This is a genomic window from Silvibacterium bohemicum (assembly GCF_001006305.1).
GTDB lineage: Bacteria > Acidobacteriota > Terriglobia > Terriglobales > Acidobacteriaceae > Silvibacterium > Silvibacterium bohemicum.
The window spans coordinates 646,424-662,329 of the sequence record NZ_LBHJ01000001.1 but is presented as its reverse complement, the minus strand read 5'-3'; the positions used below and the strand labels follow the sequence as shown (position 1 = coordinate 662,329).

Genomic DNA, 15,906 nt, shown 5'->3' with positions numbered 1-15,906 from the left:
GATTTCGTAACTCGTCCGGGGTCTCTCGCCGCCTAGTACAGCAGAGAGACCGTGGGAGAAGTCGTCAGCGGATTCGTATCGATCACCACGAACCTCTGAGGAGTGATGGCATAGACAACCGTGGTTCCATCGCCCAGGACAAAGCGCCCCGCCGTGGCGGCACTCACGTTCGTATTCGGATCGGTCAAGGTATACGAAGTTGTCGAAGAGACGCCGAGCTGTAAGACGTTCAGCGTGCCTACCCCGACATTTTCATCGAGCGTGTATGTCGCCTGACCGGCCCCATTCGCTGTGAAGCTGCCCGAAGTGTCGACGCTGGCCAGGGAACTGGCCGGGATCGTGGATTCGACAAAGGTTCCGTCCACAGTCGCGAGACTGAAGGGGGATCCGGTCTGCGCTTCGAACTGTCCGAGTCCCGCATAGCTCGTTTCCAGGAAGTAACCCTGATTCGGAGCGATGAGGTAGAAGACACGCGGCGGAGGCGGCCCGGAGGAAAGACCGAGCAGACCGAGCAGTGTCGAGACCAGCGATGCAGGTTGCGGGTAGTTCAGTACACCGCGCCCGTTGCTGTTGACCTCACAGGTCGAGGTTCCCGTCGCAGTGGCAGAGCCGAGCAACGCCTCCAGAAGGGTGTTGCCGTTGGCAAGCCCGGTCAGGCTATCGACCAGGCTGGTGAGACCGCCGCTGTCTACGTTGGTGGTGTCGCAGGTACCCGCGCCGTCGCCGCTGGTGCGGAAGACGGTAGCAGTCGAGAAGTTCAGTACGTTTTGCAGAGTCGCGCCCACCAGGCCGGGATCGGACTGAGCACTCTCATAGCCGATGACCGGACCATTCACGGACGCATTGCTGAAGGTGCTTTGCGTCTGCAGTTGCGCTGTTCCCGCCAGCAGAGTGTAGGCCGAGTGCTTATCGGTCGACATAAGGAACGCCTCGTTCGCGTTCACGATGTAGACCGCGTAATTGGTCGGGTAGAGTCCGTCAGAGATAGCGGTGTTGGACATCTCCAGTTGCAGGCGTCCGTTCTGATCGGCGCTCTGGTAGGAGCCGTTCAGCGGTGCGCTGGCATAGTTGACACTGGCGATATTGGCATCCGCCTCTCCGGAGCTGACATTGCCTGCTCCGTCGGTAGTGAACTGACCTACGGTCGCGACTGGTCCCGAGGCGACGCCGACCGTGCATGAGACGAGGCACGGCGTGTCACCTTCAAACCCGAAGGCATAGCTGCCATTCAATCCGGCAGCGTAAGCCGAGGTGGTTTGAGCCAGCAGTGTTCCCGAGCCCTTGGTTCCGACCAGCTGGTTATCGTCGTATTCGATGAGGCTGCCTTCGGTCGCGACCGTCGCCGGACCAACGGGAGCCTTCAGCGCAATGGCGTAGGTGAAGCTCTGATCCGTCGTGCCGTCGGCATTCAGCGTGGTGATGGTTACCATGCCTTGGCTATTCGCACCTACGGTGTAAGTTCCGAGGAAGTTTTGCGTCGGCACCGTTGTTCCGGTGGGAGTCGACGATTGGTGGTTGGCGTCGACCTCGCCGGCGGCAACGCCTCCCGCGCCGTCGGCGGTAAAGCTGCCTACAGACGCCGTGTGGTAAGCAAGCACTCCTGCTACCACATCGTCATAACCCTGGAAGAGATAGGCATAGGGCCCGCTCAACTCAGAGTCGAAGGGCGAGGATGGGTAGACCACGAGCAGGACCACGGACAACGATGCGGTCGCCGGTGTCGCTGCACTGTCCGTTGCCGTGACGGTGAAGCTGCTGGCTCCGGCTGCGGTGGGGGTACCGCTGATCACGCCATCGGCGGCGAGGGTGAGTCCGGCCGGAAGAGCTCCGGCAGTGATCGAGTAGCTGTACGGAGACGTTCCTCCGGTCGCCTGCAGCGTATAGCTGTAGGCGACGCCAAGGATGGGGTTGGGCAGCGTTCCGGTCAGGCTCAGCGTGCCCAGCGGAGCAATGGTGATGACCTCCAGCCCGGTGACGCTGCGCGCCGGGCTATTGGCGTCCGTCACCCTGACCGTGAAGGCCGCGGTCTGCGGGGTTGTCGGAGTACCGCCGATCGTGCAACCGCTGAGACTCAGGCCTGCGGGCAGTATTCCGCTGATGATGGCGCAGCTATACGGCGAGGTGCCGCCGGTAGCGCTGATGTTTGCGGAGTAGGATACGCCGACCGTCCCATTCGGAAGGGCTGTCGTAACCAAGGTCAGATTTGCCGGATCGATGGTGATGGTTTCCGTCCCGGTTGCCGTCCCCGGCGGATTGCCGGAATCAGTCACCCTGATCGTAACCGTCGCGCTGCCCGGAGTAGTGGGCGTACCGCTTACCGTGCAGCCGCTGAGACTCAGCCCTGCGGGCAGAGCTCCGTTGGTGATGGCGCAGCTATAAGGAGCGGTGCCACCCGACGCGCCTATGATCGCGCTGTAGGGGATGCCCACTATGCCATCCGGCAGACTGGTTGCGGTGAGCGCGAGCGTAGCGGGCGCAATCACGATGGTTTCGGGACCGCTGGACATCTGGGACGGACTTCCCGAATCCGTTACCTTCACGGTGACTGTCGAGCTGCCCGCCGTAGTGGGCAGACCGGCGACGGTGCAACCGGCGAGAACCAATCCCACCGGCAGAGTGCCGCTGGTGATCGTGCAGCTATAAGGAGCGGTTCCTCCGCTCGCTCCGATCGTTGCGCTGTAGGGAGTATTGACCGTGCCGTTGGGCAAAGTCGTTGCAGTGAGAACCAAGGCAGCTGGTGCGATAACAATCGTCTCCGGACCGGTGATGCTGACGCTCGGAGAGCTGGAGTCGGTGACCTTCACCGCGAGCGTCGCGATGCCGGCCGTAGTCGGTGTGCCGCTGACCGTGCAGCCGCTGAGGCTGAGACCGGCAGGCAGCGTACCGGTGGTAATGGCGCAGGTATAGGGCGAGGTGCCGCCCGTTAATCCGATGGGGGAGCTGTAGGCGACGCCAACCGTGCCGTTCGGTAGCGCGGTCCCCGCCAGAGCGAGAGCCGCCGGTACGACGACGATCGTCTCCGGACCGGTTACGCTGACGCTCGGAGAGCTCGAGTCAGTAACCTTCACGGTGACAGTTGCAGTGCCGGCCGTAGTCGGTGTGCCGCCGACCGTGCAACCGCTGAGGCTGAGACCGGCAGGCAGCGTACCGGTAGTAATGGAGCAGGTATAGGGCGAGGTGCCGCCGGTCAACCCGATGGGAGAGCTGTAGGCGACGCCAACCGTGCCGTTCGGCAGAGCAGCGCTCGTCAGCGTAAGCGTTGTAGCTGCGGCGCTAACGACAATCGATGCCTGGGCCGTTGCTGTGGCACCCGTCGAATCGGCCACTTGGACGGTGAAGGCTGCGGTGCCCGGTACGGTTGGAACTCCCGCGATGATGCCGGTTGCCGGCGCGATGCTCAATCCTGCAGGCAATGTTCCCGCGCTGATGCTCCAGGCATAGGGCGCAACGCCGCCGCTCGCTACCAGGGACGTGGTGTAGGCGGCACCTACGATTCCTCCTGGCTGCGGACCGCCCGTCAGGGCCAGAGGCGTTGCCGCCGGTGAGCCAGAGTTCGTAATAACAATCGTTTCCTGGGCGGTCACGGTGAACGGAGTCACACTGGAATCCGTAAGCGACGCGGAGAAGGCAAAGCTGCCGGCCGTGGTCGGGGTGCCGGTGATCGTATTCGTGGACGCGTTGAAGCTCAAGCCAGCCGGGAGCGAGCCGCTTGCGATGCTGAGCGCCAATGCGGGAGTGCCGCCTGAGGGGGTGATCGTCCCCGAGTAGGCCGTGCCCACAACGCCGGCGGGCAGAGTAGCGCTTAACGCCGGGTCGGGGTTGACCGTGATAGTGACGCTCTGCGCGCTCTTGGTGCCGCCGAGCAATGCCGAGAGAGTCAACTGCATCTGTGCCGTAAGGCCCGCGGGCGCCGTGTAGGTCACCGACGACTGCGTATTGCCGGAAAGAGTTCCGCATTGACTGCCGCTGCAGCTCTGTCCCAGGAGCGCCCAGCTGATCGCCTCGGCGCCGGACATGGTCGCAGTAACGGTGACCGTCTGGCCAGCATCGAGAACGATCGAGGACGCCGACAGGCTTGCGATTCCGCCGCCGGGATAGCCGCCGACACCGCAGCCCGAAATCGCCATGAACAGAGCGAAGGCAAAGGCGGCGATTCCCACGCGACCCGCGATGGCGGTGTGTAGAAGGTGAGACCAATCCCTGACTTTCGGACGGCTTGGCTCAGAATTCCGGCGATAGAACGTAGACATATGGACTGGCTCCCTCAAAATGTGTGTCCGATCATCCCTGCTGCAAGCATTGCGTCGATCCGCGCATTGCCTTGCAAATGCCTCTCCATCAGGAGTGGTGGATGAGCGGCGCCTTCGCCCAGCCTCGCGGCGTGTGACCAAAGGCATGCTCCCGTGCTAGCCTAAGTAACCCAAACACGGTTACCCAGACACATAGATATAACGGAAGCACTATGACTATGGAGATAGGGAAAAGGAGATAACTTCACGGTACGATATCGCCCGCGATATCTAGTTATTCTGGCGGCCTATTTTGAACCTATGATCTCAAAAATGGGAGTGTTACCAGCGTCATGTTAGTTGATATATCTGCCCGCTCACTCGTCCAATACACTGCTCGCGCTTCGGCAAGATAAGCGGTAGTATCCAGCCCGAGAGATGGCTGATGGTTAGATATTTCTCATTAGCTTTGACAAAGGAGCCTCGGAAGTTCCATCTACCTCGGAAGTTCCATCTACCTCGGAAGTTCCATCTACCTCGGAAGTTCCATCACCAGGAGTCAAGCATAGAGATGTTCTCCACGCTGGCCCAGATAATCCGGGCAAACCTCCAGGAAAGCTTTCGGCATCCTGTTCATGCAGTCATCTTCTTGCATCCATGGAAGGATGGACTGGATACCTGGGTGTTGCATCTATCTTGGTTGAGTTTTTTGCGCGAATGAAATCGCGGCCTCCGGAACGATCGGACAAGAATCTGCTTTTGTTCAGGAATGTGGGAGCGTCAATGCCCGAGTCAGAGAAACGCAGACAATCCTTTCCCCTTCGATTGGCGCCGTCCATTCGGCGACAGGCAAACGAGCTCGCCGAACGCGAGGGGATTTCCATCAACCACTTCATCAGCCTCGCGGTCGCAGAAAAGATCACGCGGATGGAAGAGAGTTATCTCCAGAAGTCCGTGAAATCGCGAGAACGCAACCCCTCGGCGCCGATTACAACTATCCGCCACTAACAAGCTTCGACTACCCGTCTACCAGAGCTGGCAAAGGCTCCCTTTGCACCCCTATCTTCCGGCTGAATGATCTATTTGTCCGCGATAGGCCTGGCTATCCCTGGGCTAAGCAAAGCTTTCTATGTCCGCCTCGCACTTCCTTCCTAATTTTTCTCTGAAGTGATATCACGTTCGATACGAGGCGTCCTCACGCGTACCGATAGAAGCGGTGTACAGTTCTGGCTCGACCGCGCAATGAAGCAAGAGGGAATATCTTGCCCCATTCTTTGTTTTACTAAGTACGGCCTGACGGAATCCCCCAGACGCAGCCCCGGCTCGACATAAGGAGAAACCGTGACCATCAACAAAAAGCTCTATGCCTCGTTTGGAGCCGCCCTCAGCTTCACTCTCATCCTCGGCATAACCGCGTGGCTGTCTTTAGCCCATATCCAGACCCAGACGAGAGTCAGCTCGGCAAGCACGCACAAGCTCGCGCTCAGTGGCCAACTGGAGTTTCATACCGCGAATATGCTGTCGCTCGAGCGGGGCATGGTGATTCGCGCCTTCACGAAAGATGCGGACGTCGTAGAAAAATACGACTCTGCCTTCCGCGAGAACCTGACGAAGAGCCAGGAGCTGATCAAGGAATATCAATCCATCACGACCAGTGAACAGGCGAGGCAAATCCTTCAAGACCTCGCGGCAAGTAACGACGCCAGGCTGCAGGCGCACGATGATCTCTATCGCCTGAGCCGTACCGGAGATGGCGTGGCGTCAGCCGCCTTCCAAAAGGGAAAGCTTTCGCCGATGGCAGAAAAATCCGACGCGCAGATCAAGGCGCTGGCTCAGATCTCCACCTCGCAAGTGACCGAAATCGCGGCCGGCAATGAGTCTTTGATCCATTCCAGCATCTGGGTTGTGGTCGTTATGATCCTGCTCTCCGCTGCGGCAGGTGCGGTGGTGATCTATATCGTCCGGCAAATCGATTGCGCTCTCACCCAGGTGGTGGCCGAACTCACGGAGGGCTCGCAGCAGACCGCATCGGCAGCGGCCCAGGTATCGTCGTCCAGCCAGCTGCTGGCGCAGGGTTCGTCAGAGCAGGCAGCATCCCTCGAAGAGACCTCGGCTTCGGCTGAGGAGATCAACTCCATGGCCCGCAAGAATACTGAAAACGCGGCGAACATGGCGCAGATGGTCGGGAAATCGAAGAAGGAGTTTCAAGATACCGACCGCCAATTGTCAGACATGATGGTAGCCATGGACGATATCAATAATTCCAGCTCGAAAATCGCGAAGATCATTAAGATCATTGACGAGATTGCCTTCCAGACCAACATTCTCGCGCTCAACGCCGCCGTCGAGGCCGCAAGGGCCGGGGAAGCGGGCATGGGCTTCGCAGTAGTCGCGGACGAAGTGCGCAGCCTGGCGCAGCGCAGCGCGCAGGCGGCCAAGGATACGGCATCGCTGATCGAAGATTCCGTAGCCAAGTCTGTAGCCGGCAAAGCAGTGCTTGGCGGGGTCGTAACCTCTGTCCAGCAGATCTCGAATGAGTTCACCGATCTGGCCACGCTGGTGGATGACGTGAGCTACGGCAGCCGCGAGCAGTCTGTCGGCATCGATCAGATTCGCACGGCTCTGGGGCAGATGGAACAGGTTATCCAGACCACAGCCGCCAATGCCGAAGAGAGCGCCGCGGCTGCGGAAGAGCTGAACGGGCAATCGGAAGCGATGAAAGAAATCACCGGCCGCCTCAACGGCATGGTTGGAGGAAAGCTCTCCTACAATCTCCCGTCCGCGACCCGAAGGGAAAACAGACCGCAGGCGCTCTATTCAACTCCGGCCATGAACATGCGAACTGCGCCGGTCAGGATGAGCTCAACACCTGGCTCCTTCCCCGCAGTATTTACGCCAAAAACATTGTCGAGAAGCACCTCGGAACGCTTTTCGCGCGAGCAGAGCTTCGAAGCATTCTGACGCTACTTTCAGGCGCTTTGGCAGAGATCGATGCGATGAAGCAGAAACGTACGTCAATCGAATCACGTCCTCGCCAATCTAGTCTTGCGGGTCTACCGCCATCGCAGCTCAGTCTGCGGCCGGGCCGGCAAAGAGAATGAGGTTCTCGTCTGGATCGCGGACGATAAAGGTTCTCGCGCCCCAAGGCTCCTGCCTCTGCTCCTGATGGAAGGAAACCCCTGCAGCCTGATAGCTCGCAAACAGCTGTTTGATTTCATTCGCGGTGGCAACCGTGATCGAGGCGGAGAGCAGATGTTCTCGCTTGCGAATGTCACCGGCGAACACCGCTTCGCGAACCAGCTTCAAGTTGAGCCGCGCATTGTCGCGGAAGACCTGCGCGTAGTGCGGCGGGTCGCCGTAGATGAATTCAACCGCGAAGCCAAGCTTACTTGTATAGAAATCGCAGGAACGCTTGACATCCGCAACGAAGAGCTGCGCCTCAATGGAATTGAGAACGGGACGCGGCGTCGCCGCTCTTGGTTCATCGATATGCGGCGTTTGGTTAGTCATGATGAAAATAGAAGATGTTCCCGTCCAGATCCTTTACGGTGAACTGCCGTAGTCCCCAGGGCTTTTTTTCCAGAGGCTCCACGATGTTCGCCCCTGACGATTGCAACTCCTGGTACGACACGTCGATATCTTCGGCAAACACCCAGTGAACAGCCGGCTCGAACGGTGAATCCCTCTTCCGAAAGAAGATCGTCACCTTGTCGCGCGATACGGCCCCAATTCCTTTATCGGGGTAAAGCCATCCGATCTCGAAGCCGAGCGCGTCTCTGTAATGCTGTTGTGCGCGTTCCACGTCTGCGACCGGCAACTCCGGCACTGGCTGGCCAATGAAACTCATTTTCTCTTTAGCATCCACAGAGATCTCCTTTATGCAGCAAAACAGCTCACGCGTCAAATTGGGACCCGGTGGGGTAGTGTCCAGTTTGGAGTCTGATTACGCTGCACTTTTCTTCTATTACAACTCGGGCAGATTTACATATTATGCGCTTCACCTCCGCTACGGAATCAGGGCTTAGCTATCAGGCCTAGAATTTCGATAAATCGCGGCGTTAGCTGCATAAATGCTGTTACGATCCACTGCATGGCAAAATCTAAGTATAAGAAGACCAATGTCTATCTGCCTGACCGGGAACTCGCGCTCTATGTAGGAGCGAAGATTCACGCAGCCCTAGCCGAAATCACGATGGATATGGACCTCTACAAGGGTGTCCGACTAGGCCAGGTTCTTGAGGCTGTGTACGAACAGGGTATGAAAGATGGTCGACGCGAGATCATCGAAAGCCTAGAGGTTATCAAGAGTAAAGCCAATTACCTTCCCCCCGGTAGGCCGAAAAAGAAAAAGAAGTCTTGATTTTAGGATGAAATACTTCCTGTCGCCTCCCGATGAATCACAACCACCGACAGCATACTCATCGAGCTTCGATGAGCACGCTATCTGGAGCGAACGAACCGTCCTCCGCAACTCGAAAATAACTCCGCACCTCTTTAGGAGCGCTCCGCATGAGTGCCTGTATCGCTTCCACAAACACGGATGGCGTGTTCATCCGATCGACCCAGGCTTTGAAATCGAGCGGCAGCTTCCAGGGGGAATAGTTCTCGATTTCGAATCCGGCCTCAGCGAGCATTGCACTCCAATTCGATAAAGAATAGTCCCGGACATGAGACCCATCCCGCAAAAGTTCTACCGTTTGCAGGTGCGTGTCCAACAAAGGATCTTCAGGCGCACAGATATCGATGAGGATCAGTCCTCCGTCAGATCGGAGCACCCGGCGTGCTTCGCGAAGTGCGCGCAGGACATCGTTCCAATGATGTGCACTGTACCGAGTGAGAACCCAGTCAAAGCTTCGGTCTTCGAAAGGGAGCTCTTCGACCTGACCTGTCCGAACAGAAAGGTTGTTGTGCCCGCGCTGTCGAGCTTCGCGGCTCACAATCTCGATCATCTCCGGAGACAGGTCATACGCAACCACGGCTTCAGCAAATGGAGCGGCCGCGAAGCTGAGATGCCCTGCCCCACAGCCCAGATCTAGAACGCGGCCCAACGGCTTTTGCTTCAGCTTCTCGGCGACAGCCTCCAGATCCGCGCCCTGGCTGTGCACGCGGCTTGATAGATAGGCTTCGGCCACAGCTCCGAACTGTTGCCCAACTTTGGTCGTGTGGTTTTGCATGCGAATCACCTCTCCAGCAAAACATAGCGGCCCGCGCATGCTGGTACAAGATGGGTGAATATAGTGGTATAAGCACTACCCACGCTGAGGAGTGAAATGACAACGGCGAAGACTTCGCTCGGAAGCTTTATCCGCACAAGACGCGAACGGCTGCGACCGGAAGAAGTCGGATTGAACAGCGGAACCCGGCGCAGAGCAAAGGGCCTGCGGCGAGAGGAACTCGCCGGACTGTGCGGCATCAGTCCCACCTGGCTCACTTGGATTGAGCAGGGACGGACAGAGTCTACATCTGCGGCCACGCTGTCGCGCATCGCACGCGCGCTTCTCTTATCCCGGGCGGAGCGCAAATATCTTTTCGAACTCGCGGGCATTCATGATCCCGAAAAGGGTGAGGTCGCTGCGGAATCGAACATCGAAGAGTCGCTACGGGATGCAGTGCGGGTGATTCAAACGCCAGCCTATGTTCTCGATCACGCGTGGAACGCAATCGCCTGGAATAAGCCTGCGAGCGACTTGTTCCAGGAGTGGCTCGCTCCCGGCGAAGTGCGGCCTAATCTGCTGAACTACATGTTTCTGAACCCGAGCGCCCGCCAATTCATTGTGGACTGGCCCGTCCGGGCACAAAGGCTCGTCGCGGAGTTTCGCGGCGATTGCCGCAGCCTTATGGACGACGCAACGATCACCAGCCAGATAGAGGTGCTGCGCCAGAGCAGCCCGGAGTTCGACACATTCTGGAGTACGCAGAATGTATTGGAGCGAGAAGGCGGCGAACGTGCATTCGTTCATCCCCAGGACGGTCACCTGGTGCTTCGACAACTCACGCTGCGAATCGCACACTCCCCGAATATGAAGCTCATCATCCTGTTCTGAATGCGAGCCTGAGATCTGAAGTAGATCTTCCTTCAACTCCGCTTGAATACATGGTGGTCACATCTCGTGATCTCCCCCCAGAACTAATGTATCCACCACAGGCGAATCAGCCAGCGTGCGATTCCAAGTCCCAGGCTCAATCCGATCACTGCACCCACTTTCGTCTTGAGCGCTCCAAGCAGAAAGAGCGAAAGGCCGACCACGGCAATTGCAGTCCAATCGAGTTCTGCGAAGCCAAGTGTCCCGGAAGGAAACAGAACGCCGCGAGCAAGAAATAAGGCGAGATCAGCCATGGCAGCGAACACGACTGCGACGACCAGACTCAGCACGGCTTTGATACTCCGGTTATTTTGCGTCCAGCTAACGAAAGGTGCGCCGGCAAAGACGAACAGAAAACATGGCAGAAAGGTGTAGAGAGTAGTCAAAAGCAAGGCCGAGGAGCCCATCAGGATCGAACCATGGAAGCGATGAAAGCCTGCCATGAACCCAACGAATGCCACGACGATGATGAGCGGTCCAGGTGTCGTCTCCGCGAGAGCGAAGCCATCGAGCATCTGAGGCTGACTCAGCCAGTGATAGTGGAATACCGCCGTGTGAGCCACATAAGGAATAACCGTGTAGGAGCCTCCAAATGTAACGAAGGCGGTGCGCGTAAAAAAGAGGCCAAGCTGACTCCAAAAGTGAAAGTCTCGGCCGAACAAGTAAAGAGCGAGAAATGGAGCAAGCCATATCCCCAACCCCGCCGCGGTGATCTTCGCAAACGACAAGAGAGCCTGCTTCCGTATGTCTCGGTTCACATTGGAAGCTTCGCGACCCGTCATCGATGGTCGCTCTGATAGAGGATCGCGACGGAATTTCTCTATGAGAAAGCCAAGAGCAATCGCTGCAGCCATCACAACTGGAATCGAAGCATGAAGCAGGATCACCGCTGCAAATGCCCCGGATGCGACAGCCCACTGCACCGGCTCAATCAGCGAACGCCTCGCCAGTCGAGTCAACGCGAGCAGTACTAGAGCCAGCACCGCTGGCCTCAGCCCGCTGAACATGGCGGCGATCCAGGGCAGGCTCCCAAACTTGGCGTATACGATGCTCAGAGCCAGCAGCACAAACATGGATGGAAGAACAAAGAGCGTGCCGGCGACGATGCCCCCTCTGATTCCGTTCAACTTCCAACCGAGATAAATGGCGAGCTGCTGGGCTTCCGGGCCGGGGAGAATCATGCAATGACTCAGCGCGTGAAAGAAGTCCTCGTTGTCGATCCACCTTCTGCGCTCCACCAGATCGTCATGCATGATCGCGATGTGGGCAGCCGTCCCGCCGAAACTGATCAAACCCAGCCGAAACCAGAACCGCGCCGCGGCAGATAATTCTATTGGGGGGAGCGCTTTCTCTGTAACCACTATGACATTATAACGTCATAGTGTCATAGAACGTTTTAATGCTTGAGAAGGCAGGCGCTTGCCGCGAGGAGGAAAAGAATTATGAACCGAAATCTGATGCCGTGGCGTAAAACTCCGGATATCTTCAGAAAATATGCCGTTATACCCCTTCGAATGATCGTGGGGTATGGGTTTCTTGTGCATGGAATAGCCAAATGGAATAAGGGACCGGATACCTTCGCCGCGATCCTCAATGCGGCTCATGTCCCCGCGGCTCAGATCATGGTCTGGCTTACGATCCTTACGGAAGTCTTCGGTGGGCTAGCGATCCTGTGTGGCGCATTCGTGTTCTGGGTAAGTCTCCCGGCAATCGCGTTGCTTGTCGTCGCGATTATGACCGTCCATCTGCCCTACGGCTTCAGTTCCATCAAGTTGATGAAGATTGTCGATGGACGCGCGCAGTTCGGCCCGCCAGGATACGAATGCGATCTGCTCTATATCGCCTGCATCGTAACTCTTGTCCTATCGGGTCCGAGTCCGTGGTCCGTCGATGCTTACCGCTTCCGTTTGCGCAAGGGGGATGGCGCTTTAGGTTGAGACGCGTCCAGCTTCGAATGCCGAGCCAGGCGCGTGACGAAGCGGATGAGATCTCCACGGTAGGAGAGCACTTCGTAGTCGATCGGCTTGCCTGCGGTTGTGTACGAGGTCCGCTCGATACGAAAGATCGGAGTTCCTTCGGAAATGTTGAGGGCATTCGCCACATGGGCCGAGGCTGCTGCGGCTTCCAGACTGTATTCGGCCTCGGTGAGAGGAATTCCGTACTTTTCTTCAAGCAGTGTGAAGATCGGCTTCACTCGAAGGTCGTTGCGAACAACCTCTCTGCCGATTTCTAGGGGCAGGTAGGTCTCGTCGAAGGACATCGGAACAGAATCGGCCAGACGCACACGCTCAATTCGCATCACGCGTGTTCCCTTGCTGATACCAAGATGCTGCGCCACCCTTACACTTGCGGCAACCACGCCTTGACTGACCACACGCGCCGACGCCTTGCGTCCATGGGTGTCCGTGTCTTCGACGAATCCCGTCAGCTTGGTTAAATCCTGCGAGACCTTCGGCGCCAGCACAAAGGTGCCAAGCCCCCTCCGAATCTCAAGGACGCCACGTTGGATAAGGTTCTGAACGGCGCGCCGGACGGTAATCCGGCTTACGTCGAAGCGTGCCAACAATTCGTCTTCCGACGGAAGGCGATCGCCGGGCTGATAATCTCCCCGCGCGATCTCGGACGCCAGAACCTCTTCGACCCTCCCATAGAGCGGCGCTTCAGCCATAGAGACAATATAACGTCATGCGCTCTGGGAGAAGAACCGCCTTATGCTGCGGCGGTCCCGGAAACGCAGTATCATCCACTCAATCGCCTCTCACGTGCAGTCGCGCCCTTGCCTCTGCGAATTCCCTTCAAGCGGCTTGCGGAATCCGTTCGGCCGCAGCGGTTGCGGCGGTCGCCAGGGTTCTGTGATGGATCGTAAACAAAGCGAGTTCGAGCCGGTCAGAGACACCTGTCTTATCGAATATGCCACGCAGGTAGTTCTTGATGACTTGTTCGGTGGTGTGAAGGCGCACGGCGATTTCTTTGTTTCTGTTGCCTTGCACCAGCAATGCAACGATCTGCATTTCTTTCGGCGTCAGCCGGTCACGTACGCGCGCACCAACCTGATCTTCCTCCTGAGGCTCGGAGAAGACCTCGGGATCCTCTTGGAAGCGCTCCCCGAGCGCCACCCGCCGCACACCATCGATCAGCTTAGGCCCCGACGAATTACGGTACACGCATCCGTAGATAGCCGGTATTTGAAACGGCTCGGGTTGCTGGCCGTTTTCCAGGATAACGATGGCCCGGCTTTTCGCGGATTCCAATCGAGCAGCCAACTGCGGCAAGTCCGGCTTCAATGCTGCCGCAAACAGCACCTGAGCTCCCGGAAATCTAAGGATCAGCTCGTAGAGTTGCGCCTTCTCCGAGCATTGTGCAATGACACGGCAGTCGTCTTCAGTTGCGAGCATTTTGGCCACACCAGCGCGAAAGATTGCTTGATTGTCTCCAAGAATTATCTTGTTCATGGCTGCTTCCCACCTTCCCATTTGTAATAGCACCGCCAAGGGCGGCACTTTCGTTCGCGTTGGTCGAGCAAGACGTAATCGAAAAGCCATTGATTCAAGCCGTACAAATCCTTCGGCCCAGTCAATCGCCAGCGACAGCCGGGCGATCTGAAGTGAGTCCAAATCCGTATCTTTGACGACCGCTTCTTACGCGTGCTGCGGTCTTCGATTGTTAGTATTCGAGTGGCACGGAAGATCCCGCGGTGCCGGACTTGCCCCAGAGAGCGGTTTGGGCTTCAGGTGTGCTCTTTCCCCATAGAGCAGTCGATCCCCATAGGGCGGAGTATCCATCGGGATCGCTCTTTCCCCACAAGGCTGTTTGACCCCACAGAGCAGATGCGTCAGCAGAGGAGCCGATGAATGCGTTGTTGCCGTAAACACTGGACGGTCCAAACAATGTGGTCTTGCCCCAGAGCGCACTGGGATCGACCACGGCCGTCGTATTGCCGGTTGACGGATCATAGCTGGCGATTGGCGACATCGCCGTTCCAGCCGGAACCGAGCCATTGTTTACCCGAGCAGCTTTGACCGTCGCGCTGATATCCAAATAGCCGGCGCCAATGGTGAAAACATCGTAGTTGGCGTTGTAGACTACCCCGCCGTCAGTCACGCTGCTGGTCTTTGGAAAGTACTCTCGATTCGCGCTGACCATCACCAGGGCCTTTACTTCATCGGGGGTCAGCCCGGGAACGGCTTGGAGCAAGTCCGCAACCGCTCCGCTGGTGACGCCGGTAGCCATGCTGGTGCCGCTGAGAGGAAAGTAGGTGGTGGAAGGCTGATCGTCACCGTTTTTAAGATAGAACGAGTGCGGTGTGACGAACGAAGGATTATCTTCCGCCAACGGATCTCCGCTGAATTCGAGACTGGTTACAAGATTCCCCGGCGCAACGATATCCGGCTTGATGACGTCGTCGACAAAAGACGGCCCCTTCGAGCTATAGCTTGCAATCAGGTCGTCGTTGATGGCCGGCGTTTCCACTGTGCGCATCGCGCCGACGGTGAGGGCATAAGGATCGTTGCCCGGAGCATTGATGGTCCCATACCCCTCTGGGTTGAGATTGAGGTCGCGACCATCATTGCCCGCTGCCACCACAACAACAATGCCTGCCTTCCATGCCTGTTCGACCGCCTGGCAAAGAGGGTCCAGCTTGTAGCTCTCGTAGATAGGACGGCCGAGCGAGAGATTAATGATGCGAATGTTGAACGTATTTTTAAGAGAGATCGCTTGTTGAATGGCGGCGATCACCGACGAATCCGTGCCCGCACCATTCTGATCGAGAACACGCAGGTTGATGAGATTGGCATTCGGAGCCGAACCGTAAAAGGTCCGGAAAGCCGTTGGCCCGGTCGATTGCGCGCCGTTTCCGGCGATGAGACCGGCGACGTGCGTGCCGTGCCCGTAGTGATCCAGCGCGTCGTTCTGGCCGGAAACAAAGTTCTGGCTGTAGACAATGCGGCCGTCACTCCAGGGAGCTACTTCATTTGGCAGCGATAAGAGCTCCGGTATCAATTGCAGATCCTGTGACAGAGTCGAGGCGTTGATGCTGAGGTCGGGGGTCGGCGTGATGCCGCTGTCGATCACCGCCACTCCAATGTTCGTCCCGAGGTAGCCGCTCTGCCAGACCGCCGGCGCGTTGATGGGCTGAGTCGTGTAGTCAGGCGCCGTGATCGTCACCGCCTCCCGCGAGGCGACCGGGCGATCGAGCGAGATGTACACGACGTTCGGATCTGCAGCAATTTGACTCAGGGCGCTCTGAGGAACGGTCGCTACCAGCGCGTGAATGGTCTGCAAAACCGAGGTCACCAGCCCACCCAGCAAAGAGATTAGCGAAGTCTCCAGCGAAGAGGGGGGATTGCGGTACTGAACGATGATCGGCAAATTTGTGGAGGACGAAGCCGCAGCATCCGGCGAAATTTTGCTATTCGCCGAGGAAGTCTGCGCAAAAACTGGGCCGGAGCAGGTGGCGAGCAGGCCGAGGACGAATAACATGCGAAAGGGCTTTTGAGACATAAAGGCTCCGGATCCCGCGTTCACTTCACAACATCGCTCCCCATCATCCTGGGTTCAACTTTTCAAGCGTCTTCAAGAAAAAATGGCCCGAT

At 57.7% G+C, this 15,906-nt stretch carries 13 protein-coding genes; 5 read left to right on the top strand and 8 right to left on the bottom strand.

The genetic code is table 11. The annotated features are described in order from the left end of the window. Nucleotides 1–32 precede the first annotated feature (32 nt). The gene (locus XX99_RS02865) at nt 33–4,250 is read right to left on the bottom strand and encodes a beta strand repeat-containing protein (protein ID WP_050057839.1); all 4,218 of its coding nucleotides are present in this window, start codon (nt 4,248–4,250) and stop codon (nt 33–35) included. 636 nt (nt 4,251–4,886) lie between these two features. Between XX99_RS02865 and XX99_RS28515 the strand changes: the two genes are divergently transcribed. Together XX99_RS28515 and XX99_RS02850 are read left to right on the top strand one after the other, a co-directional pair. Further along, a complete protein-coding gene (locus XX99_RS28515) occupies nt 4,887–5,237 on the top strand; it encodes a toxin-antitoxin system HicB family antitoxin (RefSeq protein ID WP_156185757.1) in 351 nt (116 codons plus the stop codon). 333 nt (nt 5,238–5,570) lie between these two features. Next, entirely contained in the window at nt 5,571–7,190 is a 1,620-nt protein-coding gene (locus XX99_RS02850) for a methyl-accepting chemotaxis protein (protein ID WP_050057836.1), read from the top strand. A gap of 108 nt (nt 7,191–7,298) precedes the next feature. On the opposite strand, the gene XX99_RS02845 is transcribed toward XX99_RS02850, so the two are convergent. Both XX99_RS02845 and XX99_RS02840 read right to left on the bottom strand, forming a co-directional pair. After that, a complete protein-coding gene (locus tag XX99_RS02845; protein ID WP_050057835.1) occupies nt 7,299–7,739 on the bottom strand; it encodes a VOC family protein in 441 nt (146 codons plus the stop codon). After that, nucleotides 7,732–8,076: a VOC family protein gene (locus tag XX99_RS02840; protein ID WP_050058090.1), complete on the bottom strand. Its 345-nt coding sequence runs from the start codon at nt 8,074–8,076 to the stop codon at nt 7,732–7,734. Before XX99_RS02840 ends, XX99_RS02845 begins: the two co-directional genes overlap by 8 nt. Nucleotides 8,077–8,319: 243 nt before the next feature. On the opposite strand from XX99_RS02840, the gene XX99_RS02835 reads away from it, so the two are divergent. Next, a complete protein-coding gene (locus tag XX99_RS02835) occupies nt 8,320–8,589 on the top strand; it encodes a hypothetical protein (RefSeq protein WP_050057834.1) in 270 nt (89 codons plus the stop codon). Between the two features lie 58 nt (nt 8,590–8,647). Here XX99_RS02835 and XX99_RS02830 read toward each other — a convergent pair whose 3' ends face one another. After that, nucleotides 8,648–9,403, bottom strand: coding sequence for a class I SAM-dependent methyltransferase (locus XX99_RS02830; protein WP_050057833.1), 756 nt, complete (start codon nt 9,401–9,403; stop codon nt 8,648–8,650). Between the two features lie 96 nt (nt 9,404–9,499). On the opposite strand from XX99_RS02830, the gene XX99_RS02825 reads away from it, so the two are divergent. After that, nucleotides 9,500–10,273, top strand: a complete 774-nt coding sequence (locus XX99_RS02825) for a helix-turn-helix transcriptional regulator (RefSeq protein ID WP_050057832.1) — start codon at nt 9,500–9,502, stop codon at nt 10,271–10,273. Between the two features lie 83 nt (nt 10,274–10,356). Here XX99_RS02825 and chrA read toward each other — a convergent pair whose 3' ends face one another. Continuing rightward, a complete protein-coding gene (gene chrA / locus XX99_RS02820) occupies nt 10,357–11,673 on the bottom strand; it encodes a chromate efflux transporter (RefSeq protein ID WP_050057831.1) in 1,317 nt (438 codons plus the stop codon). An 81-nt stretch (nt 11,674–11,754) separates the two neighbouring features. On the opposite strand from chrA, the gene XX99_RS02815 reads away from it, so the two are divergent. Continuing rightward, nucleotides 11,755–12,249 carry a DoxX family protein gene (locus XX99_RS02815; RefSeq protein WP_184084514.1) on the top strand — a complete coding sequence of 165 codons (495 nt, stop codon included), beginning with the start codon at nt 11,755–11,757 and terminating at the stop codon, nt 12,247–12,249. Here XX99_RS02815 and XX99_RS02810 read toward each other — a convergent pair. The 3 genes from XX99_RS02810 to XX99_RS02800 all read right to left on the bottom strand — a co-directional run bounded on the left by XX99_RS02810 (nt 12,207) and on the right by XX99_RS02800 (nt 15,814). Further along, complete coding sequence (locus tag XX99_RS02810) at nt 12,207–12,980, bottom strand: GntR family transcriptional regulator (protein ID WP_050057830.1); 774 nt, start codon at nt 12,978–12,980, stop codon at nt 12,207–12,209. The genes XX99_RS02815 and XX99_RS02810 overlap by 43 nt on opposite strands. 127 nt (nt 12,981–13,107) lie before the next feature. After that, the gene (locus XX99_RS02805; protein ID WP_231581120.1) at nt 13,108–13,926 is read right to left on the bottom strand and encodes a response regulator transcription factor; all 819 of its coding nucleotides are present in this window, start codon (nt 13,924–13,926) and stop codon (nt 13,108–13,110) included. A 49-nt stretch (nt 13,927–13,975) separates the two neighbouring features. Then, entirely contained in the window at nt 13,976–15,814 is a 1,839-nt protein-coding gene (locus tag XX99_RS02800) for a S8 family peptidase (protein ID WP_050057828.1), read from the bottom strand. Between the last annotated feature and the right edge of the window lie 92 nt (nt 15,815–15,906).